Genomic DNA, 16,697 nt, shown 5'->3' with positions numbered 1-16,697 from the left:
GAGAGTCGGGCCTCGGAAGAAACCGCTGAGAGCGGGTCCGGTGGCTCCGCATTCCCGCTTGCGGGCCGCCAGGGGGCGCGAGCCTTCGCCAAGTCGGCCGGCAACCGCCTGACGGTTCTCTCAGGGCCGTCAGGCGTCGGCAAGTCCACGGTCGTCGCCGAGCTTCGGCGGGCACACCCGGAGGTGTGGCTGTCGGTCTCGGTGACCACCAGGAAGCCCCGTCCGGGGGAGACCCACGGGGTGGAATACTTTTTCGCCGCCGATGACGAGTTCGACCGTCTCGCCGCCTCCGGTGAGTTGCTGGAGTGGGCCGAGTTCGCCGGCAACAGGTACGGCACGCCGCGTGGCCCGGTTCTCGAAAAACTCGCCGCCGGGGTGCCCACGCTGCTGGAGATCGACCTCCAGGGCGCGCGTCAGGTCCGGGAGTCCATGCCCGAGGCCATGCTGATCTTCCTGGCCCCCCCGAGCTGGGAGGAGCTGGAAAAGCGCCTGCGCGGCCGGGGCACCGAGCCGGAGGACGTCATCGCCCGCCGCCTCGCCGCCGGCCGGATCGAGATGGCGGCGGAGCAGGAATTCGACCTGACCCTGGTGAACACGTCGGTCCAGGACGTATGCCATCGGCTGATAGCCTTGTTGGCTGATGCTCCCGAGGCTTCGAGCCCCGGACGTTCACCTAGCTAGGGGAAATCACAACGTGGCAACCAACGCCGCCTACTCCGAAGGCATCACCAACCCGTCGATCGACGCCCTGCTCGACATCGTCGACAGCAAGTACAGCCTCGTGATCTTCGGCTCGAAGCGGGCGCGCCAGATCAACGCCTACTACTCCCAGCTCGGCGAGGGCCTGCTGGAGTACGTCGGCCCGCTGGTGGAGACCCACGCGCAGGAGAAGCCGCTGTCCATCGCGCTGCGCGAGGTCAGCGAGGGTCTGCTCACCTCCGAGCCGATCGAGGGTTAGTCCCGTCGATGCGGACGGCTGGCGAGGACGAGGCCGCCGATAGGCCTGAGGGACGAGCGACACCGGGCGACGAGGAAAGCCACCGGCTCCGGGCGGCCGAGCCGCGCGAGGAGGGGCATCGTCGCAAGCCCTCCGTCGTTCTCGGCGTGAGCGCGGGGATCGCCGCGTACAAGGCCTGTGAGTTGCTCCGCCTGTTCACCGAGTCCGGTCACGACGTCCGTGTCGTCCCGACCAAGGACGCGCTCCGTTTCGTCGGCGAGCCGACCTGGGCGGCCCTGTCGGGCAACCCGGTGACCGTCGACGTCTGGGACTCCGTGCACGAGGTGCCCCACGTCCGGATCGGGCAGGGCGCCGATCTGGTGGTGGTCGCCCCGGCCACCGCCGACGTGCTCGCCAGGGCCGCCCACGGGCTGGCCGGTGACCTGCTCACCAACACCCTGCTCACCGCACGCTGCCCGGTGGTGTTCGCTCCCGCGATGCACACCGAGATGTGGGAGCACCCCGCGACGCAGGCCAACGTGGCCATTCTCCGTGAGCGTGGCGCGATCGTCATCGACCCCGCCGTGGGCCGTCTGACCGGCGCCGACACCGGCCGTGGCCGGTTGCCCGACCCCGGAGAGATCTTCGAGATCTGCCGCGGGGTCCTGGCCGGACGCCCCGCCGACCTGGCGGGCCGCCATCTGGTGATCTCGGCGGGAGGCACCCGCGAGGCCATCGACCCGGTCCGTTTCATCGGCAACCGCTCCTCGGGCCTGCAGGGTTACGCGCTGGCGCGCACGGCTGTCGCAAGGGGCGCCAGGGTCACCCTGGTGGCGGCCAACGTCGCCCTGCCCGATCCCGTCGGAGTCACAGTGGTCCGGGTGGAGTCGGCCCTGGAACTGCGTGAGGCCGTGCTGGGCGCGCTGGAGGGCGCCGACGCCGTGGTCATGGCCGCGGCCGTCGCCGACTTCCGGCCTTCGGCGCAGAGCGGCTCGAAGATCAAGAAAACCTCGGCCGAGCCCGACCCCATCCATCTGGTGAAAAATCCAGACATTCTCGCTGAGCTGGGTGAGCGCCGCCGTGAGGGGCTCAAGCCGTACCCGCAGGTGATCGTGGGCTTCGCGGCCGAGACCGACGACGTCCTCGCCAACGGGCAGGCCAAGCTCGCCCGCAAGGGCTGCGATCTGCTCGTCGTCAACCAGGTGGGCGAGAACCTCGCCTTCGGCACGCCGGACAACGCGGCGGTGGTCCTGGTCGCGGGCGGGGAGGCGGTGGAGATCCCGCGCGGTCCCAAGGAGGATCTGGCCGGCGTGGTCTGGGACCTCGTCGCCGAGCGTCTTGCCTGACCTGCTTGCCGGAGATCCTCTCCCGGCGGATACTGCATCCGGGGTGAGCTGGAACGCTGTGTCAGGGAGGGGTGCGGCCATGCCGGTGTCCGGCGCTGTCAGAGCCCGCTGCCGGGCGCTGCTCCCTCCGGGAGAGGACATACGTTATGTCCTACCCGCGCTGTCGGCGGATTCGCCGGGAACGGCGATCTTCCTGATCGTGATCACCGATCGGTCGATCTTCGTGCTGTCCACCAGGTTCTTCGATCGGGACATGCCGACCTCGGTCCACGCCACGCACGCGCGCCGGACCAGGCTCGGCCCGGTGGAGTTCGCCGCGGGTTCGGCCATCGAGCTCGGCGGAATGGTGTTCGAGATCGACGAGGAGTACGCGGCGGTGGTGCGCGCCGCCGACGCCGAGGTCTTCGCGCCTGAGACGCTGCCTCCTGACCCGCTTCCCGACCTCTGACCTCACGTTCCCGACCTCTGACCTCACGCCTGATCGAAACGAGTGCCAGGTCCCGCCAGAGCGACGCGACGTGACGGTATGTGATGTGGTTTCGCGGCTCTGCCCCTGGTGCGGCTAGACTTCGGCGGAGCGCTACTGGTGTCATACCGACGCCAGAGCCCCCAGACGCCAGCAGCCGCTGCATGAGGAGCCACTGACTTGTCCCGTCGCCTGTTCACCTCCGAGTCGGTCACCGAGGGCCACCCGGACAAGATCGCCGACCAGATCAGTGACGCGATTCTCGACGCCATGCTCAAGGGTGACCCCAAGAGCCGTGTCGCGGTCGAGACGCTGATCACCACCGGTCAGGTCCACGTCGCCGGAGAGGTGACGACGGAAACCTACGTCGACATTCCCGGTCTCATCCGAGAGAAGATCCTCGAGATCGGCTACGACGCCTCGCACAAGGGCTTCGACGGCGCCTCCTGTGGCGTGTCGGTGTCCATCGGCGCGCAGTCGCCCGACATCGCCCAGGGCGTCGACGACGCCTACGAGAACCGTGAGGGCGAGAGCGCCGACGAGTTCGACCGCCAGGGCGCCGGTGACCAGGGCCTCATGTTCGGTTACGCCTGCCGCGAGACTCCTGAGCTGATGCCGCTGCCGATCCAGCTGGCGCACCGCCTGGCCCAGCGCCTGTCGCAGGTCCGCAAGGACGGCACCGTGCCCTACCTGCGCCCCGACGGCAAGACCCAGGTCACCATCGAATACGACGGCGACCGTCCGGTCCGCCTCGACACCGTGGTGGTCTCCACCCAGCACGCGGCCGAGATCGACCTCAAGGAGATGCTCGCGCCCGACATCAAGGAGCACGTGGTCGACCCGGTCATCGCCGGCCTGGACATCGACACCGACGGCTACCGCCTGCTGGTCAACCCGACCGGCCGATTCGAGATCGGCGGCCCGATGGGCGACGCCGGACTGACCGGCCGCAAGATCATCGTCGACACCTACGGTGGCATGGCCCGCCACGGCGGTGGCGCCTTCTCCGGCAAGGACCCGTCCAAGGTGGACCGCTCGGCCGCCTACGCCATGCGCTGGGTCGCCAAGAACATCGTGGCCGCCGGTCTGGCCGACCGCGCCGAGGTCCAGGTCGCCTACGCCATCGGCAAGGCTCACCCGGTCGGCGTGTTCGTCGAGACCTTCGGCACCGAGAAGGTCGAGGTCGCCATGATTCAGAAGGCCGTGCTCCAGGTCTTCGACCTGCGTCCGGCCGCGATCATCCGCGACCTGGACCTGCTGCGCCCGATCTACTCGGCGACCTCCGCCTACGGTCACTTCGGCCGGGAGGACTTCTCCTGGGAGTCCACCAGCCGCGCCGAGGCCCTGCGCGCCGCCGCCGGCCTCTGATCGATCACGGCACAGCCCCCGTGAGATGTCTCACGGGGGCTGTGCCGTTCTTTCGCCGTATTCCACATGTCGCCGAGCCGGGGTGCCAGGGCTCGAGCTCGCCGGGTCCGGTACGGCAGGGCGGAGGCGTCCCGAGCCGTTGATCGCCCGGCGTAGGCGACGGACATCAGCAGGCGGCTGCGGGCAGCGCATGCCCGGCCCGCATGCCCGGCCCGCATGCCCGGCCCGCATGCCCGGCCCGCATGCCCGGCCCGCATGGCCGGCCCGCATGGCCGGAGTCAGTGGATGATCATGCTTGAGTGATCAGCACCTATAGTTCCGGGGTATGACGAGTGAGCACATCTCCGGCACCACGGTTCGTGCGACCGGGACAGGCCGGCCGGCTTTCGTGGTGAATGTCGAGGTTTTCCTTGAGCGTGAGGGGCGATGGCTGCTCATCCAGCGGGGTGCCGGAGAGGAGCACGCCCCGGGTGCTCTGGGCGGTGTCGGCGGGGTGGTCGAACTCGATGGTGCCGACATCGATGTGCTGGAAGAGACGGCGCGGCGGGAGGTCGCCGAGGAGATCGGCGTTGATCTGTCCGGTGTGACGCTGTCCTATGTGGAGAGTGCGTTCTTCGTCACCGATGACGGTGATCCGACGATCAACATGGTGTTCGCCGCCCGGCTGCCCGTCGACGGGCAGCCGGGCGCGGTCTCTCCCACGGAGGTGGCGGCGTTGGTCTGGATGACCGCGGACGAGGCGGAAGGCGCCGCCGACTGCCCGCCGTGGATCCGGCGCAGCCTGCGCCGGGCGGCCGCACAGTCGCAGCTGTGGCCGGCCTGAGGTGTTTTGTCAGGGAGCTTGCGATAACCGCAACCAGCCGAGCACAACCTCGCCATCCCGGGCGAGTCGCTCCAGACCGAGCCACCCTCCAGCGAGTGCAGATCGTTGCCCACCCCATAAGCCGCGGGTCAGGGCCGGGGAGCCGCTAGCCGCGGGCGCCGACGGCGGGAGTGTCGTCGGCCGCGGGTGAGGTGATGTGGCAGGAGCCGGAGGCCTTGAAGGGTTCGGCGAGCTGGGCGAGGTAGGCGGTGGGGTAGTGGGGTTTGGCGGCCATGCCGAGGTCGTCGGAGGTGAAGCGGCGGGCCGGGTCGTAGGAGAAGGTGCCGAGCAGGTGGTCCCAGATGAGGGTGAACAGGCCGAAGTTGACGTCGCCGATGCCCGCCCATTTGAGGTGGTGGAAGCGGTGCCCCTCGTTCAGGGCGAGCACGTACTTCAGAGCGCCGATACGGTAGTCGGCGTTGGAGTGCTGCAGCAGCAGCTGGACGGCGGCGGCCACGGCGGCGGCGGTGGCGACGTCGGTGGGCAGGCCGGCGAGCAGGAGCGGGGCGAACCCGGCGCTCGTCTCCAGGGTCTGGTGCAAGGGATGCTTCTTGACTTCCTCCCCACGCCTCACGGCGGGGGATTCCCGTGGCTGAGGCGCGTTCACACGACCTCCGTCTCGGGTGGTTGGCGCTTCACGGACCGCCCAGCGGCGAGGTCTCCACGCCCTGTCACCGCAAGCCCCGCGGCGAGGATGTTCTTCGCGGCGTTCACGTCGGCGTTGCCGGCATAGGCGCAGGAGGTGCAGGCGAAGACCGCTTGACTCTCGCGGGACTTCGCATCCACCAGCCCGCACGCCGAACAACGCTGCGAGGTGTACGCGGCAGGCACCCGCACGATACGGGAGCCGTTGTAACGAGCCTTATGTTCCAGGCCGACCGTGAGGCCGCCCCAGCCCTTGGCGAGGATCGCCCGGTTCAGCCCGGCCTTGGCCCGCACGTTGGTTCCGGGCACCTCGACCGTGCCCCTGGCGGAGGCGGTCATGGTGCGGACCTGCAGATCCTCCACCACGACCAGGCCGTGGTCACGGGTGAGCCGGTTCGCGGTCCACGCCAAAAAGTCCGTACGCCGGTGGCGGACGCGGGCGTTCAGCCTGCCGATCCTCGCCGTGGTGGCGGCGCGCCGGTTGGAGCCCTTGCGCTGCCGGGCGAGCTTCTGCTGCAGCCGCTTCAGCCGGGCCGCCTCACCAGGGGTGACGAACTCGCGGTCGCGCAGCCACCCGCCGGAGGTGGCCACGGCGACGGCCACACCACGGTCGACCCCCACCGGGGGCTTGCCGTTCGGCACCGAATCCACCAGGCCGTCCTCAACACAGAACGACACATACCAGCGTCCGCCGTCCTTGCGCACCGTCGCGTTACGCATCTGGCCACCGAGCGGTCGCGTCCAGCGAAACCGCACCCAGCCCAGCTTGGGCAGTCTCACCCGGCCCCACCGGCGCGAAACGCGCTCCATGGCGATGTGCTTGGGGTCGGGGAAGCGGAACGACGGCCGAGTCTTGCGCTTGGACCGCCAGCGGACCTTGAACGTGCCATGCGTCTTGCAGGCCCGCTCCAGGTCGCGGAGCGTTTGCTGGAGTGTGTGCGAGGGGGCTTCAGCCAGCCACGGGAAGTCCTTCTTGGCTTCGGCCATCTGCCGGGCCTGCTCCACGTAGCCGATGTATGCGCCGCGCCGCCGGTAGGCGCGCCGCTGCTCCAGGCCGATGTTCCACACCATCCGGCAGGCGTCGCCGATGAGTTCGGCGAGTTCCTCCTGCTCGGGGGTGAACGCCAGCAGGTAGCGGCGGCCGGTCAGCATTCAGCGTCCCTTCTGCTGCTCCACGTACCGCTTGACCACGGCAAGCGGCGCGCCGCCGGCCGTGGCCACGAAGGAGGAGTTCGTCCACAACGTCGGGAGCCGGGACTTCAGGTGCGGGAACTCCTCGCGCAGCACGCGGGAGGAATGGCCCTTGATCGCCTTCACCAGGCGGTGAACTCCGTACTGCGGGTCGACTTCGACCAGCAGGTGGACGTGGTCGGGCATGACGTCCATCTCCACCAGCCACGCGCCCTTGTCGTTCACCACCTCACGGATGAGGCCTTTCAAGCGTTCTTCGATCGGGCCGCCCAGCTCGCGCCTTCGGTACTTCGGGCACCACACGACGTGGAACGCGCACGGGAAGACAACGTTGCTGTGCGACCGCAGGGTCACGGCCACGACTGCAATATACGGCTAGGGGCTGGCTAATGATCGAGAATCGAGAGGGATGGGCTGATCCCACGGCTGAAGCCGGGGGGCTGCGCCCAAGATTTCCGATCAGACCATCATCGTTGTGCGGCGATCAATGAGGGTGGTCGGTGTGAGCTGTGCAAGGCCTGTCCCAAACTCGGGATCAGGTCCCGGCACGAGCTCACTCGCCTCGACCTCGGCTGAGCCCCGGGCCGAATATCCGGATACAGGTTGTCCGTTCCAGGGTCTTGACCCCCATCCGCCGTCCCTGAAACGTCAATCTCTGTGTAGCTTCTCTTTTGAGATCTTGAAGGAGAGACGTGGACGGGCGGTCGGGGGCGGGCGGGCTGCCCGAGGAGATCACAAGCTTCGTGGGGCGTAAGGAGGAGGTCCGCCAGATCAGGCGCCTGCTTCAGGTGGCCAGGCTGGTCACCGTCACCGGCGTCGCCGGCATCGGCAAGTCCAGGGTGGCGGTCAAGGCCGCCTCGGGCGTGCGCCGGGCCGTCGCCGACGACGTCAGGTTCGTGGAACTGGCCGGGGTGAGCGGCCCCGGCCGTCTGGAGCAGGCCGTGGCCCACGCGCTGGACCTGACGGACCTGTCCACCCGGCCGGACGCCGAGGCCCTGGCCGAGCATCTGCGCGACCGGCGGACCCTGCTGATCCTCGACACCTGCGAACATCTCGTGGACGCCTGTGCGCGGCTGGCGCAGACCCTGCTGGAGAGCAGCCCGGGGTTGCGCATCCTGGCCACCAGCAGGCAGTCGCTCGGCGTGCCGGGCGAGCACATCGTGGCCCTGCCCCCGATGGTGCTGCCCGACCCGCGCGCCGTGACCTCCACGGCCGCACTCGCCCGATGCGACTCGGTGGCGCTGTTCCTGGAACGGGTCACCGCCGTCGACCCGGACTACACGCTCACCGGTGAGAACGCGGCGCAGGTCGCCGAGATCTGCGCCAGGCTCGACGGCATACCGCTGGCCATCGAGCTGGTCGCCGTCCGGATGCGCACGCTTCCGTTCAGCAAGGTTCTCGGACTCCTCGACGACCGCCTCTGGCTGCTGTCGGGCCGTACGGCGGGCGGGCGGCACCCGACCGTCGGCGCCACCCTCGAATGGAGCCATGAGCTGTGCACCCCCGACGAACGGGTGCTCTGGTCGCGGCTGCCCGTCTTCGTCTCCTCCTTCGACGCCGCCGCGGCCGAGGGCGTCTGCGCCGACGCGGCCCTGCCCGCCGAGCGGGTCCTCCCCGCGCTTCTCGGCCTGGTGGACAAGTCAATCGTGATCCCGGTCAAACGGGACGAGGGCACGGTCTACCGGCTGCTGGACATCATCCGGGAGTACGGTGCCGCCAAACTGGCGGAGACCGGAGACCGGGAACGGCTGCGCCGCCGCCATCTGAGCCACTACTACGAGCTGGCACGCAGGGGCAAGGAGTCCGGCCGGCACGGTGACCAGCTGGAGACCTGGAGACGCGTCCGGCGCGACTGGCCCAACATCCGGGCGGCCCTCGACCTGTGCGCCGAGGACCCGGCCCTGCGGGAGACGGGCCTGATGATGGCCGCGGCGCTGTGGTACCTCTGGGTCGCCTGCGGAATGCACCGGGAGGGCCGCCACCACCTGGAGCGGCTGCTCGCGCGTCCCGGGCCATGGAGGCCGGCCTGGTCGTGGGGGATGCTCACGCTGGTCCACATCGCCAACACCCGGGGTGACCTGGACCAGGCGCGGCTGCTGCTGGAGCGCTGCGAGCGCCGTTCCCCGCCCGATTCGCCCGGCAGTGATCTGATCCGTCTCGTGCTGCTCAAGATGAGCGGCACACTGGCTTTCGTCGAGGGGGAGCCGCACCGCGCGGAGCACATGCTGCGCGAGGTGGTGGAGCGGTTGAGCCCCGGCAGGGAGCTGCCCGAGGTGCTCATGCCGGCGATGACCGAGCTGGGGACGAGCCTGGTGTGGCTCGGCGACACAGCGGCGGCGGGGCAGGTCTTCAAGGACTGCCGGCGGCTCTGCGACGAGCTGGGGGAGGCCTGGGCGAGCGCCCAGGCCGACTATGGGCTGGGCCTGGTCGCCCGGGCGGAGGGCGACATGGCCCGGGCGGTCGCGCACGCGAGGGACTCCCTGCGGGTCAAGAGGGAGTTCTCCGACGTCAAGGGGATCATCTTCTGCCTGGAGTTGCTGGCCTGCGCCGCGGCGGACGAGGGCGACCTGGCCAGGGCGGGGCGGCTGCTCGTCGCGGCCCGCGCCGAACGGCGTGACAAGGGCCTGGTGGGGCGCGGCTACCCGGTCATGACCGAGCAGGGCGCCCGCTGCGCCGAGTTGGTCAGGCGAGGCCTGCCGCTCCGGGAGTTCGAGCAGGTGGCCAGGGAGGGCGCCGCGTTCGGCCTGAAGGAGGCGATCGCCTACGCACTCGGCGAGGACGAGGCGGACGACGGCCTGGCCGTGCGGCCCGGCCTTGACTGGGCGCCGCTCACCCGCAGGGAGCGGGAGGTCGCCGAACTGGTCGCCGAAGGGCTGACCAACCGGCAGATCGCCCACCGGCTGGTGATCGTCCAGCGGACCGCCGACTCCCACGTCGAGCACATCCTGGCCAAACTCGGCTTCTCGGCGCGCGCCCAGATCGCGGCATGGGTGATCCGGCGGCGCCGGGGAAACAGCGGGGCGGGGATCGCGTGAGGGTCGATGAGGATCACCTGCCGGCGTTCCGGCGGACACGGAGGACGAGACGGAGGACGAGATGGTACGGCGGCCGGGGAATCTGCCGGTGGACCTGTCCAGCTTTGTGGGACGGACCGACGAACTGGCCGAGGGCCTGCGCCACCTCATCGGCACCAGGTTCCTGACCGTCACCGGCCCCGGCGGTGTGGGCAAGACCCGCCTGGTCCTGCGTCTGGCCGACAGGTTGCGCCGCCGTTTCGGCGACGGGGTCTGGCGGGCCGAACTGTCCGGTACGGCCGACCCCGTGGCCGCTCTCGCCGACGCGCTCGAACTGCGCGGGGCGTCCTCGGCCTCGGAGATCGCCTCGACGCTGCGTGGCAGGCGGCTGCTGGTCGTGCTCGACACCTGCGAGCATCTTCTCGGCGAGGTCGCCGAACTGGTGCGTGCCCTGCTCGGCGGGGCGCCGGAGATCGTGGTGGTGGCCACCAGCCGGCGGCGGCTGGGCCTGCCGGGGGAGCGGGTGCTGGAGCTCGCGCCGCTGCCGCTTCCGTCGGCCGTGCGGCTGTTCGAGGATCGGGCCGTGGCCGCCGACCCCGGGTTCACGCTGACCGCCGCCCTCTCGCCGGTGGTCGCCGAGATCTGCGGCAGGCTGGACGGGCTGCCGCTGGCGATCGAGCTCGCCGCCGCCCGGATGCGCTCCATGTCGGCCAGGGACCTGCTGGAGCGGCTGCGGCACCGGCTCACGGTGCTGACCGGCGTCAGCAGGAGCGTGCTGCCGCGCCACCGTGACCTGCGGGCGTCCGTCCAGTGGAGCTACCGGCTCTGCGATGACGAGCAGCGCGAGCTGTGGGCACTGCTGTCGGCGTTGCCCGGATCCTTCGACCTGGCGGGCGCCGAGCGGGCCTGCGGCACCGCGTTCGCGGCGGAGCGGGTCGCGCCCGTCCTGGCCGAGCTGGTCGAACGATCGGTCGTGCTCCGCGAGCCCGGGGGCCGCCACCGGATGCTGGAGGCCTATCGGGAGGTCGGCCTCGAACCGTCCGGGGGCCGGTGGCGGCCGGCCGTACAGGGGCTGCTGGGAGGCGCGGGGCGGCCGTCCGGCACGCGCCAGGCCGGCCACCAGGCGCGGGCGGTCACCGGCGCTCTGAGCGCCAGGGAGCTTCAGGTGGCCGAGCTCATCACCGAGGGCCTGTCGAATCCGGAGATCGCCGCGAGGCTGGACATCGCCAAACGGACCGTGGACGCGCATGTCCGCAACATTCTCGCCAAGGGTGGCCTGGTCTCCCGCACCCAGGTGGCCTCATGGGTCGCGGAGAGCGATCCGCGGACGTCCATATAGATCATTAATGTCGGCCTGGAGTAGGTAAATCACCCGATGCGGAGGACCGGAATGGCGGCCATGATGGAGGCGGCCAGTGGGGACACCGATTACTCCGGCTTCCGCAGCGTTGGGCAGTTCCGAGGGAAGGGGTCCCCTCTTGCCCGAACAGATGCCGGGGTGCTGCCTGTGTCGGGCGTGACCCACTGGCCGACGACCTTCGGCGTTCCGCCTCTGGCAGGAGGAGCCCGCGCATCTGGTAGGACAAGTGGGTGACTCACGCGAGCCCCTCACCTGACGACGACGCCTTGCTCCCGCTCGACGCCGTGCGTGAGCGGCCCGTGCCCGTTCCCGCCAGGGGGGTGCCCGAACCTGCGGCCGTGCTTCCGGTCGCCCGTATCGCGGTGGACACCCCGCTGCCCCATCTCGACCGGCCGTTCGACTATCTCGTCCCGGCCCCCCTGGACGCCGACGCGGTGCCGGGATCCAGGGTTCGCGTCCGGTTCGCGGGGAAACTCGTCGACGGCTTCCTGCTGGAGCGGCTGGAGACCAGCGAGCACCAGGGCAGGCTGGCCCGGCTGGAGAGAGTCGTCTCTCCCGAGCCGGTGCTCAAACCCGAGATCGCCCGGCTGGCCCGCGCCGTGGCCGACCGCTACGCCGGAACCCTGGCCGACGTCCTCCGCCTGGCCGTCCCGCCCCGCCACGCCAAGGTGGAGGCGGAAAACGCCGAAGACCCCCAGGACGCGGCGGCGGGAGAGGCGGGCGACCTCGCGCCGGGGCCGGGGACCGGGGGGCACGATCCGGGGCCGTGGGCGGACTATCCGGACGGTGAGTCGTTCCTGAGGGCTCTCGCGGAGGGACGCTCGCCGCGCGCCGTGTGGACCGCGCTGCCCGGGGCGGGGGAGGGCGGGCCACGGTGGGCGACGGCGGTGGCGGTGGCCGTACGGGAGACCCTCCGCGGCGGCAGGGGCGCGCTCGTGGTGCTTCCCGACGGGAAGGACGTGACGCTGGCCGACGCGGCGTTGAAGGCCGTCCTGGGGCCCGGGACGCACGTGGCGCTCACCGCCGACCTGGGACCCGCCGAGCGCTACCGGCGATGGCTGCGAGTGGCCCGGGGGCGGGCGCGCGCCGTCGTCGGCACCAGGGGGGCGGCGTTCGCGCCGGTCAAAGACCTCGGGCTCGCGATCGTCTGGGACGACGGGGACGACCTGCACGCCGAGCGGCTCGCGCCGTACCCGCACACCCGTGAGATCCTCGCGCTGCGCGCCCACCAGGGCGGCGCGGGCCTGCTGATCGGGGGATACGCGCGCACGGCCGAGGCCACCCGGCTCGTGGCCACCGGCTGGGCCGGTGCGATCACCGCCGCGCGCGAGACGGTCAGGGCCTGGGCCCCCCGGGTCCGCCCGGCGGGGGAGGATTCCGAACTGGCCAGGGACGAGGCGGCGAGGGCGGCCCGGCTGCCGAGCCTCGCCTGGCGGGCGCTGCGGGCCGGGCTCACGACCGGACCGGTGCTGGTGCAGGTCCCCCGGCGGGGTTACCTGCCCGCGCTGGCCTGCCAGGCCTGCCGGGCACCGGCCCGCTGCGGGCACTGCGCCGGGTCGCTCGCGCTGCGGAGCGGACACGCCGCGCCGTACTGCCGCTGGTGCGGCCGGATCGCGGGGCAGTGGCGCTGCCCGGCCTGCGGCGGCCTCCGGATGCGGGCGCAGGTGATCGGGGCCCGCCGCACGGCGGAGGAGCTGGGGCGGGCCTTCCCGTCGGTCCGGGTCGAGACCTCGGGCAAGGACGGGGTGCTCGCCACGGTGGGTGCCGCCCCCGTCCTGGTCGTGGCCACTCCCGGCGCCGAACCGGTGGCGGAGGGTGGTTACGCGGCCGGCGTGCTGCTGGACGGGTGGGCCCTGCTCGGCAGACCGGATCTGCGGGCCGCCGAGGAGACGCTGCGCCGGTGGATGAACGCCGCGGCGTTGCTGCGCCCCCAGGCCGAACTGGTCGTGCTGGCCGACTCCTCGGTGCCCGCCGTGCAGGCGCTGCTGCGCTGGGATCCCGTCACCCACGCCGAGCGTGAACTGGCCGACAGGACAGAACTCGGTTTCCCCCCGGCGGTAAGAATGGCCACGCTGACCGGCTCTCCCTCGGCGGTCAGGGAAATGATCGGGGAAGCGGCGCTGCCGGACGGGGCGCAGGTTCTCGGGCCGGTCCCGATCGAGGGTTCCAGAGGCGACCAGGTGCGGGAACGCGCCATGGTGCGCGTCCCGTGGGGGGCGGGGCCGGCGCTGGCCGCCGCGTTGAAAGGGGCCGTCGGCGTAAGATCCGCACGCAAGATCCCTGAGGTGGTCAGAGTCTGCATTGACCCCCTGGATGTGATTTGAGTTGTTTCCCCGATTCGCGGTGCCGACAATAAGCCGTTAATTTTCCCCTGTGTCGATCGAATGGGTGAATCGGGCCGTGGACGATCTGCGTGCCTGGGGGCGTGCGCACGGCCTGGACGTTGACGCGGACGAGGTGCGGCTGCTCTGCGACTACGCGAGCGACTACCTGGACGTGCACGAGCTGGGGGATTTCACCCAGGTCACTTTCGAGGAACTGCTGCTCAACATCTATCCGCGCAAGGTCATCGCCCCACCGGAAAGCGCCCCCGAAACCGTCGCCGCCGCCCGCACTCTCGTTGACTTCCTGCTCGCGACCGAAGAGATCGGCGGCAAGATGGCCGCCCGCATGCGAGCCACCCTGGACCGGATCGAACCCGAGATGCCGATCGCGCTCGCCGACACCTCCCGGTTCGGCATGGCCAAGAGCCTGTTCAGCGCCATGGGCGCCGACTCGCTGGAGCAGGACGACCTGGCGCTGTCGACGGTCGAGGAGGTCGAGGAGCCGGCCGAGTTCTGCGACTGCCCCGCCTGCGCCCCCCTTCCCGCCGTACGGCTCGCACCCCGCGCGGTGCTGGCCGACGGCGCCCTGCGGGTGCCCCTGGTGACCGACGTCCGCCGGCTGGTCCAGTGGATGCTGGCCGGAGGCCGCACGCCGACCGTCAAAGGACGGCTCAGGGTCCGCGACGCCGCCGAGGCCACCGCCCAGCTCGCGGTCGCCGACCCCGGCCTCCTGTGGAACCTGGCGGTGCACACCGGCCTGGTCGCGGTCGAGGGCACCGCCATCTTCGACGGCGAGGACCTCGACCCGCTCGACACGTGGGCGGCCGTGGTGGAGTTCCTCGTGGAGAAGGAGACCGACGGCGCCGTCACCGGCAACCGGGCTCTCGACGAGGAGCTCTACGGCCTGTGCGACATGCTGTACCGGCTGCAGGCGCCGGTGCCGATCCCCCTGGTCGTGGAATACCTGGAGGAGATCGGGCTGATGGACGAGGGCGAGGTCGACATCGGTGAGGTCCTGCGACGGCTGGTCTACTGCGGGATGGCCGAGCCCGGCGAGGAGACGCTGGAGCTGACCCACCTGGCCGTCTGGGGTCTCCGGGAGCTCTACACCGGCCTGGGCATCGAGGCTCCGGAAGCCGCCGACCTGACCACCGCGGACGCGCCCGATCTCATCGAGGGCCTGCTGTCCGGGATGCCCACCGAGATGGCCGAGGCCGACATCGAGGGCTGGTTGCGCAACCGGACCCCCGAGGATGCCGCCACCGACCTGCTGGGCGCCGCCTCCGGAGCGCCCTCGGCCGTGCGGGGCATCGCGGTGACGATCGTCGACCGGCTCGGCCCGGACGCCGCGGACGCGGTCCGCCGCTACCTGGAGGAGACCGAACTGCGCCCGCACGCCATCCACTGGCTCTCCTCGCGCGGTCTGGCCGCCCCGGCGCTCACCCAGGAGGAGGTGCTCTGGATGAGCGTGGACATGCTCGCCCTGGCCATCTCCGCCGCCGAGAACGACCCGGACGAGTTCGCCGAGAACATGGCGGCCTCCGGCCCGCCCGCGCACGTGATCGAGGAGATGTGGCGGGTGGACCATCCGGAGGTCGTCGAGGTTCTTGAGCTGCTCGGCCGTTCCCTGCACGACCAGAACGTGGCCAAGGCGGCGCGCAAGGCCGCCTTCAAAGCACGCTCCCGCGCTATCGGCTAGCCGTACACCCGTGGGGCTTGAGTGGAGTAAGTTTCACGGGTGGCAAAGAGCGGGAACACCGGCAACGTCTTCGATCTCGGCGAGCTGCGCAGGCTCGTGGACGACCTCGGATCGGGAGCTCAGGAGGCGCGCGCGGCACTCCTCGACGAGATCCGCGCCGCCGACGAAAGCGGCGAACGCCCTGGCTGCGACACCGACGTGCTGAGCTTCCCGCCGGTCACGCTCGCCCCGGACGGGCAGCTCGCGGCGGCGGTGCTCGAGGTTCCGCTGGTGCTCGACGCCCAGAGGCTGGCCGCGTGGACCGGCACCCGCCAGGTGACCCCGGAGGGCCTGCTGCCCGACCCCTTCCTGCCGTGCGCCGAGCTCGGGCTGCCCGGCCCGGCGCGGCTGCACCTGCTCTGGGTCGTGGCGGTCAACACCGGCATGCTCCGCATCTCCCGGGGCACGGCGACGGCCGGTCCGCTGGCGCTCTCCGCCGAGCTCCCCCCGCGGGCGCTGCTGGAGTTCTGGGACGGCGTGGTCATGGACGTCCTCGACCGCGCCGACGAGAGCCTGACCGGCTCGGCGGTGGTGGACGATCACCTCGCCGAGATGCTCGCCACGATGTACGCCGTGCGCGAGGGCCTCTCCACCGCCACCCTGGTCAAGGGGATCCTCCAGTCGCATGAGGTGGCCTGTGAGGCCCGCCCGGCCGACATGAGGGCGCTGACCGCCGCCCTCCCGGGAGAGCTGGACGAGGCGCTCGCGCTTCTCGGCTACTGCGGGCTCATCGAGCCGTCAGAGGCGGGCCGGCCCAGGCTGACCCCGCTCGGCATGTGGGCGGTCCGCCAGGACCTGTTACGCGAGGGCCACGACGCGCCCACCCAGGACGAGGTCGCCGTCTTCGCCGGCCTCGACGCGGCCGAGTTGGTCGACGCGATCATGAAGCGCTCCGCCGCGCCCAGCGCCGTCACCGTCTGGCTGGAGTCCCGCCCCCCCGAATTCGCCGCCCGCGAGCTGGTCAAGATCGCCGCATCCGGTACGGCCGGCCAGCGCGGCACCGTCGGCAAGATCTTGGAGGAGCTCGGCCCCGAAGCCGAGGAACCGCTCAGGGAGGCGCTCGCCGAGCCCGCCATGTGGCGCTACGCCGCGTCCTGGCTGCACATCCGCGACCTGCCCGCGCCCGCCCTCACCCCCGCCGACAGCACCTGGATCGCGATCGACACGCTCGCCTCGCTGATCCACCTCGGCAACGCCCCCGGGGCGATGTGCGAGTTCGACATGCTCGAACCCGGCGACGACCTGGTCCGCGTGGTCGAGGAGATGGCCCAGGTGGACCACCCCGACACGATCGCCGTGCTGGACCTGCTGGGCGCCCGCCACGGGGACGCGGCGGTGGCCAAGGCCGCGCGGAAAGCCGCCATGAAGGTCCGGTCCCGATAGGGGCCTCCCGCCACGGGCGAGCGGAAGATCTGAGGGTCACTCCCCGTGGCCCTTAGACTGGGG

At 71.1% G+C, this 16,697-nt stretch carries 14 protein-coding genes; 11 read left to right on the top strand and 3 right to left on the bottom strand.

All coding sequences use genetic code 11. The annotated features are described in order from the left end of the window. Positions 1 to 108 precede the first annotated feature (108 nt). The 6 genes from gmk (at position 109) to ACFY2X_RS01495 (ending at position 4,940) form a co-directional block, all read left to right on the top strand. Complete coding sequence (gene gmk, locus ACFY2X_RS01520) at positions 109 to 681, top strand: guanylate kinase (RefSeq protein ID WP_389931274.1); 573 nt, start codon at positions 109 to 111, stop codon at positions 679 to 681. 13 nt (positions 682 to 694) lie between these two features. Beyond that, complete coding sequence (gene rpoZ, locus ACFY2X_RS01515; protein WP_012889517.1) at positions 695 to 958, top strand: DNA-directed RNA polymerase subunit omega; 264 nt, start codon at positions 695 to 697, stop codon at positions 956 to 958. A gap of 8 nt (positions 959 to 966) precedes the next feature. Continuing rightward, positions 967 to 2,283: a bifunctional phosphopantothenoylcysteine decarboxylase/phosphopantothenate--cysteine ligase CoaBC gene (coaBC, locus tag ACFY2X_RS01510; RefSeq protein WP_389930855.1), complete on the top strand. Its 1,317-nt coding sequence runs from the start codon at positions 967 to 969 to the stop codon at positions 2,281 to 2,283. A gap of 79 nt (positions 2,284 to 2,362) precedes the next feature. Beyond that, positions 2,363 to 2,731 carry a hypothetical protein gene (locus ACFY2X_RS01505; RefSeq protein ID WP_389930852.1) on the top strand — a complete coding sequence of 123 codons (369 nt, stop codon included), beginning with the start codon at positions 2,363 to 2,365 and terminating at the stop codon, positions 2,729 to 2,731. A gap of 198 nt (positions 2,732 to 2,929) precedes the next feature. Further along, a complete protein-coding gene (gene metK / locus ACFY2X_RS01500; protein WP_389930849.1) occupies positions 2,930 to 4,117 on the top strand; it encodes a methionine adenosyltransferase in 1,188 nt (395 codons plus the stop codon). A 325-nt stretch (positions 4,118 to 4,442) separates the two neighbouring features. Beyond that, a complete protein-coding gene (locus ACFY2X_RS01495; protein WP_389930847.1) occupies positions 4,443 to 4,940 on the top strand; it encodes an NUDIX domain-containing protein in 498 nt (165 codons plus the stop codon). Positions 4,941 to 5,085: 145 nt separating this feature from the next. Here the strand turns inward: ACFY2X_RS01495 and ACFY2X_RS01490 are convergent, their stop codons facing one another. From ACFY2X_RS01490 to tnpA, 3 genes are read right to left on the bottom strand one after another with little or no spacing between them, the layout of a single operon-like run. Then, positions 5,086 to 5,553, bottom strand: coding sequence for a sterol desaturase family protein (locus ACFY2X_RS01490; RefSeq protein ID WP_389930844.1), 468 nt, complete (start codon positions 5,551 to 5,553; stop codon positions 5,086 to 5,088). Positions 5,554 to 5,582: 29 nt separating this feature from the next. Then, positions 5,583 to 6,776 (bottom strand): RNA-guided endonuclease InsQ/TnpB family protein, encoded by a 1,194-nt coding sequence (locus ACFY2X_RS01485; RefSeq protein ID WP_389930842.1) that lies wholly within the window; start codon positions 6,774 to 6,776, stop codon positions 5,583 to 5,585. Then, positions 6,777 to 7,175 (bottom strand): IS200/IS605 family transposase, encoded by a 399-nt coding sequence (gene tnpA, locus ACFY2X_RS01480; protein WP_389930840.1) that lies wholly within the window; start codon positions 7,173 to 7,175, stop codon positions 6,777 to 6,779. 332 nt (positions 7,176 to 7,507) lie between these two features. On the opposite strand from tnpA, the gene ACFY2X_RS01475 reads away from it, so the two are divergent. From ACFY2X_RS01475 to ACFY2X_RS01455, 5 genes are all read left to right on the top strand, one after another. After that, a complete protein-coding gene (locus ACFY2X_RS01475; protein ID WP_389930838.1) occupies positions 7,508 to 9,850 on the top strand; it encodes an ATP-binding protein in 2,343 nt (780 codons plus the stop codon). Positions 9,851 to 9,911: 61 nt separating this feature from the next. After that, complete coding sequence (locus ACFY2X_RS01470; protein ID WP_389930836.1) at positions 9,912 to 11,168, top strand: LuxR C-terminal-related transcriptional regulator; 1,257 nt, start codon at positions 9,912 to 9,914, stop codon at positions 11,166 to 11,168. 251 nt (positions 11,169 to 11,419) lie between these two features. Beyond that, positions 11,420 to 13,513 (top strand): primosomal protein N', encoded by a 2,094-nt coding sequence (locus ACFY2X_RS01465; protein WP_389930833.1) that lies wholly within the window; start codon positions 11,420 to 11,422, stop codon positions 13,511 to 13,513. Positions 13,514 to 13,562: 49 nt separating this feature from the next. Then, positions 13,563 to 15,212: a hypothetical protein gene (locus tag ACFY2X_RS01460; protein ID WP_389930831.1), complete on the top strand. Its 1,650-nt coding sequence runs from the start codon at positions 13,563 to 13,565 to the stop codon at positions 15,210 to 15,212. Between the two features lie 39 nt (positions 15,213 to 15,251). Beyond that, positions 15,252 to 16,634, top strand: a complete 1,383-nt coding sequence (locus ACFY2X_RS01455; RefSeq protein WP_389930830.1) for a hypothetical protein — start codon at positions 15,252 to 15,254, stop codon at positions 16,632 to 16,634. Positions 16,635 to 16,697 lie beyond the last annotated feature (63 nt).

Origin of the sequence: Streptosporangium sp. NPDC000396 (assembly GCF_042898655.1) — a bacterium.
GTDB lineage: Bacteria > Actinomycetota > Actinomycetes > Streptosporangiales > Streptosporangiaceae > Streptosporangium.
The sequence above is the reverse complement of the archived record's forward strand: the minus strand, read 5'-3'. Positions and strand labels throughout refer to the sequence as shown.